Consider the following 5,095-nt stretch of genomic DNA (forward strand, 5'->3'; position numbering starts at 1 on the left):
TCAGGATGGCGACGCTGTTGCCCCACACTTCGTGAGCCGTCGGCCCGCCGCGGCGGTACGGCGCCGAGTCCATCACGTCATCGTGGTAAAGCGTAGCCAAGTGCGTCAGCTCGACGACGACGGCGGCCTGGGTGACCTTCGCATTGGCGGCGTCGCCGAGATGCGAGGCCAGGATCGTCAGCAGGGGCCGGATCCGCTTGCCGCCGGCTTCGACCAGATGGCGGCTGGCCGCATCGGCCAGCGGGTCTGAGTGGGAGATCGCTTCCCGAAGCTGCTTCTCCACCTTCGCCAGACTTGTCGCGACGGCCGGACCAAGATCCGGATCCCCCGCGATCACTTCAAATCCCGTGGGCAGGCTCAGCCCGGCGGCAATCTGGCTGGTCGACGTATCCACCTCGGCGGCGTCGGAAACACCATGGCCGGCACTGGCCCAGCTGGTGTTGGCGGAATTAGTCACTGGATAACACTAACTATTCGAGGGGGCGGACGTCTGATTGGAGGTGGGCGGAGTCAGCATCTCCAACAGATGAACAACTCTATCCTCAAAGCCCTTGCCACCGTTATCGGTCAGATTGGCCAGCAGGCGGACCACGAAGCGCATCAGCACGGGAACCGGCATGCCGGTGCGTAATGCCAGCTTCATGATCCGCGGTTTACCGATCAGCTGGGCGAAGAGCCGTCCCTGCGTAAAGTGGCTCCCCCACTCGTTCCGGATGATGTCGGGATACCGGCGCAGGGCGGCGTCGAGATTGGTTCCACCGCGGGTGCCGGTCCCGCCGTTGCCTGCCGCCATGCTGCCCTGTGCATCAGCGATGAGTCCGGCGGCGATCCGGGCCGACTCCATCGCATACGAAATACCTTCTCCGTTGAAGGGGCTCACCATGCCGCCGGCGTCCCCGAGGAGGATCAGACCGGGGCTGTAATGCGGCGTGCGGTTGAACCCCATCGGCAGGGCGGCACCGCGGATCTCCCCGACCTGGTTTTCGGCCCGGTACCCCCACTCGGCCGGCATCGCCGCAGTCCATTCGCGCAGCACCTGCTTGTAGTCCAGCTTCCCGAAGGAATTGGAGGAGTTGAGGATGCCCAGGCCGACATTGGAGGTGCCGTCGCCGACGCCGAAGACCCAGCCGTAGCCGGGCAACGGGTTACCGGCCGAATCGGGCAGCTCCAGCCACCCCTCCATCCAGTCGTCGTCGTGCCGTGGGCTGGTGTAGTAGGTCCGTACGGCTACCCCGAGCGGGCGGTCGTCGCGCTTCTGGATTCCCAACGACAGCGCCGTGCGTGCGGAATTGCCATCGGCGCCCAGTACGACGTCGGCATGGAAGTCTTTAGTCTCGCCGGTTTTCCTGCCGTTGCCATCGAGCAGGTTGGCCCGGGCACCAACCACCCTGCCGGCGTCGTTCCTGATGGCCGTGGTGACGCTGTGCCGTTCCAGGATGCGTGCACCGGCGTCCTCCGCATGCCGGGCAAGTGCTTCGTCGAAGCCCAGCCGGGTGCGCACAAGCCCGTAGTCGGGGAAGTCGGAAAGTTCCGGCCATGGCACCTCAACGGTCCTGCCGCCGGCGATCAGCCGAAGCCCCTTGTTGCGGCGCCAGCCGGCGGAATCCTCGTGCGGCAGGCCGAGCCGCTGGATTTCCCGGACCGCCCGGGGCGTCAGTCCGTCGCCGCAGACCTTCTCCCGCGGGAAGCTGGTCTTTTCCAGCACGGTGGTTTCGATCCCGGCCTTGGCCAGGTAGTACGCGGCGGTGGAACCGGCCGGGCCCGCTCCGACAATCAGTACCGACACTTAGTTGACAGCCCTCGTGCTCTTCTTCCGCAGTCTCGCCTGTGGCATTCGCCGCGGATCCGCTCCTCCAGCGGCGGCACGGGGTTTTGTGCCGCGGTGGACGGCCACGATCCCGCCGTTGAGGTTCCGGTAGGCGACATCGGTGAAGCCGGATCCGCCGAGCCAGCCGCCCAGTTCGTCCTGGTCCGGCCAGGCGCGGATCGACTCCGCCAGGTAAACGTACGCGTCCGGATTGGAACTGACTTTGGTGGCGATCGCCGGCAGCGCCCGCATCAGGTACTCCGTGTACATCGTGCGCCACAGGGGAACCACCGGATGCGAGAATTCGGCGATCACCAGACGTCCGCCTGGTTTGGTCACGCGCAGCATCTCGGCCAGCGCCTTCTTCGGCTCATTGATGTTGCGCAGCCCAAAGGAAATCGTCGTCGCGTCAAAGGAGTTGTCGGCGAACGGAAGGTTGGTGGCATCACCGGCGATGAAGTCGATGTCCGGACGGCGCCGCTTCCCCACCCGGAGCATACCCAGGGAAAAGTCACAGGCGACGACGTCGATCCCCGCGTCCGCATAGGGCTCACTGGAGGTGCCGGTTCCAGCGGCCAGATCAAGCACCCGCTGTCCGGGGACGGCATCGACCGCATCAACGACAATGCGGCGCCAGCGGCGGGTCTGCCCCATCGACAGCACGTCGTTGACCACGTCGTATTTGGGCGCAACGTCGTCAAACATTGCAGCCACTTCATCCGGGCGCTTATCCAAAGATGCACGGTTCACTTGAGTATTGTCTCAAATGTTGCTGACACTACCGAACCGGCCCTGCGGCAGGGGGCATCCGGCCGCCCGGGAAAGCGTCGGGAAAGCGCCCGTGCAAAGCGGCACCGCACCGGCGAGTAGGCTTAACTCATCATGACCAACCCGTCCTCCACCGCTCCTGCGGAGTCTCTCATCGCTGCGCCGGCGCCTCCTGAAGGCCGGCTCCGTTCCATCACGGTGGAGCTCAGCGACATCCACGCGTTGACCGGATTGCTCGACTATCTGGTCCGCGACGACCTCCTCTGCTGGACCCGGCGCGAAGAAGGCCTGGTCGGTTTCGGCGAACTCACCCGGATCACTACCTCGGGTGCGGACCGGTTCGAGGACGCCCAGCAGTGGTGGCGCCGGCTGGCGGCCAATGCCGACGTCGAGGACCACGTCCAGTTGCCCGGCACCGGTCCGGTGGCGTTCGGGTCCTTCTCGTTTTCACGCACCTCCGCGTGGGAATCCCGGCTTATCGTGCCGGAACTGATCGTCGGTTCGCACGGCGGCAAGGGCTGGCTGACTCAAATCACCACCGACGACGGCGCGAAGCTGACCGCTGAGGGCGCCCAAGCCGCTCTGGAAATGGTGCTTGAAGCATCCACCGAAGCTGGTGCGGATGTTCGCGCCGCGGACTTCGGTGATCCGGACAACAGCCGGTCAGCGGATGGCGGAACGCGCGATGAGTCGCCGGGCACCGGGCCGGATGATGGCGAAATGGCTGAGGCAACGCTGCAGACCGGGGCGTTGAGCGAGGCACAGTGGACCGTTGCGGTCCGCGAGGGCGTCAAACGGATTGAAGCGGAGGCGCTGGAGAAAATCGTCCTGGCGCGCGACGTCGTCGCACATCTTCCGGCGCCGGTGGATACCGCCCAGGTGCTGCGTGAACTGGCGATGCGCTACCGCGAATGCTGGACCTATGGCGTGGACGGGCTGATTGGTTCCACGCCGGAAATGCTGATCATGGTCGAAGGCAGCACCGCCCGCGCCCGTGTGCTGGCCGGAACTCTTGACCGCGCCAATGCGCCGGATGCCGGTACCGATTACGCGGAAAACGGGCTGACCTCCGATGAGAAACAGCGCCACGAACACCAGTTCGCGATCGAGTCACTGACCCGTCAGCTGGAGCCGTTTACCTCCACGATGACCGCCCACAGTGAACCGTTCGTGCTCGAACTGCCAAACGTTTGGCACCTGGCCTCGGACGTTAGTGCCGAGCTGGCGCGGAGGGACGGAAACCTGCCGACGTCGCTGGCCCTGGCCGCAGCCCTGCATCCGACGGCGGCGGTGTGCGGAACGCCGACCGGTGCGGCGGCGGCATTGATCCATGAACTGGAAGATCTGGACCGTGGCCCGTATGCAGGTCCGGTCGGCTGGATGGACGCGGCGGGCAACGGTGAATGGGGCATCGCGCTGCGCGGCGCCGTCGTCGAGAACCCGCAGTCTATCCGGCTTTTCGCCGGCTGTGGCATTGTCGCCGCCTCCGATCCGGAGGCCGAACTTGCCGAAACATGGGCAAAGTTCCGCCCGATGCTGCAGGCACTTGGTATGAGATCTTAATCACCGGCATTGTTTTCGGGTGGTAAAGTCATTCCGCGACATAAAGGTAAACAAAGGTTGCCGTGGTGCCTGACCTTTATCCGCATCCCAGTGAACACCCATGAAAGGCAGCTCCCATGCGGGCACGTGTCCCATTCATTTTGATCGCAGCGTCCACGCTGGCGCTTACTGCTTGCGGTGGTGGCGGCGACGATGCCGGCAGCACCGAAGGCGGCGGAGGCGGTTCTGAGCTGGCACTGACCCAGCCAGGAACGCTGACAGTATGCTCAGATATCCCCTACCCGCCGTTCGAGTTCGAAGTAGGCGGCGAGTACACCGGTTTCGATATGGAACTCATCGGCAAAATCGCAACCGGACTGGACCTTAAGATAGCCATCAAGGATGTGGGCTTCGAGGGTCTGCAGAGTGGTGCAGCACTGGCCGCCGGCACCTGCGACATTGGTGCAAGCGCTATGACCATCACCGAAGATCGTGAAGAGAATCTCGACTTCTCCGAACCGTACTACGACTCCCTGCAGTCGCTGTTGGTCCCCGAGGGTTCCGATATCAAGTCCATTGAGGACCTGGCTGACAAGAGTGTCGGTGTACAGCAGGGAACCACCGGCCAGAACTACGCCGAGGAAAACGTCCCTGGGAGCGCCGAAGTTCGCTCCTACCCCAGCGACGCAGAACTTTTCCCGGCGCTTAAGTCCGGCGGTATTGACGCCGTGCTGCAGGATCTGCCGGTCAACCTGCGTCACACCGAAGAGGGCGCATTCACCATTGTCGAAGAGTTCGACACCAACGAGAAGTATGGGTTTGCTGTCCAGGAAGAGGGAAGTGAAGCCCTAATGGAAGGTGTTAACAAGGAGCTCGCCGAGCTGCGCGACAACGGCACTTACCAGAAGATTTACGATAAGTACTTCACCGAACAGTAGTGTTCACGGCGCCGGCGGGTCCTATGGCCCGTCGGCACTG

The 5,095-nt window shown here is 64.0% G+C and carries 5 protein-coding genes; 2 read left to right on the plus strand and 3 right to left on the minus strand.

What is annotated here, in order from left to right:
- The 3 genes from Y707_RS0115560 to Y707_RS0115570 all read right to left on the minus strand — a co-directional run.
- Positions 1–457 (minus strand): polyprenyl synthetase family protein (locus Y707_RS0115560; protein ID WP_026535774.1); only part of this gene is annotated, 457 nt, incomplete at its 3' end.
- 9 nt (positions 458–466) lie between these two features.
- Positions 467–1,786, minus strand: a complete 1,320-nt coding sequence (locus Y707_RS0115565) for a geranylgeranyl reductase family protein (protein ID WP_026535775.1) — start codon at positions 1,784–1,786, stop codon at positions 467–469.
- Positions 1,787–2,557, minus strand: a complete 771-nt coding sequence (locus tag Y707_RS0115570) for a demethylmenaquinone methyltransferase (protein WP_081744922.1) — start codon at positions 2,555–2,557, stop codon at positions 1,787–1,789.
- A 132-nt stretch (positions 2,558–2,689) separates the two neighbouring features.
- On the opposite strand from Y707_RS0115570, the gene Y707_RS0115575 reads away from it, so the two are divergent.
- The gene (locus Y707_RS0115575) at positions 2,690–4,138 is read left to right on the plus strand and encodes an isochorismate synthase (protein WP_081744923.1); all 1,449 of its coding nucleotides are present in this window, start codon (positions 2,690–2,692) and stop codon (positions 4,136–4,138) included.
- Positions 4,139–4,254: 116 nt separating this feature from the next.
- A complete protein-coding gene (locus tag Y707_RS0115580) occupies positions 4,255–5,055 on the plus strand; it encodes a basic amino acid ABC transporter substrate-binding protein (protein ID WP_026535778.1) in 801 nt (266 codons plus the stop codon).
- The last annotated feature ends 40 nt before the right edge of the window (positions 5,056–5,095 follow it).

This window comes from Arthrobacter sp. H14, assembly GCF_000520495.1.
Classification (GTDB): domain Bacteria; phylum Actinomycetota; class Actinomycetes; order Actinomycetales; family Micrococcaceae; genus Arthrobacter_C.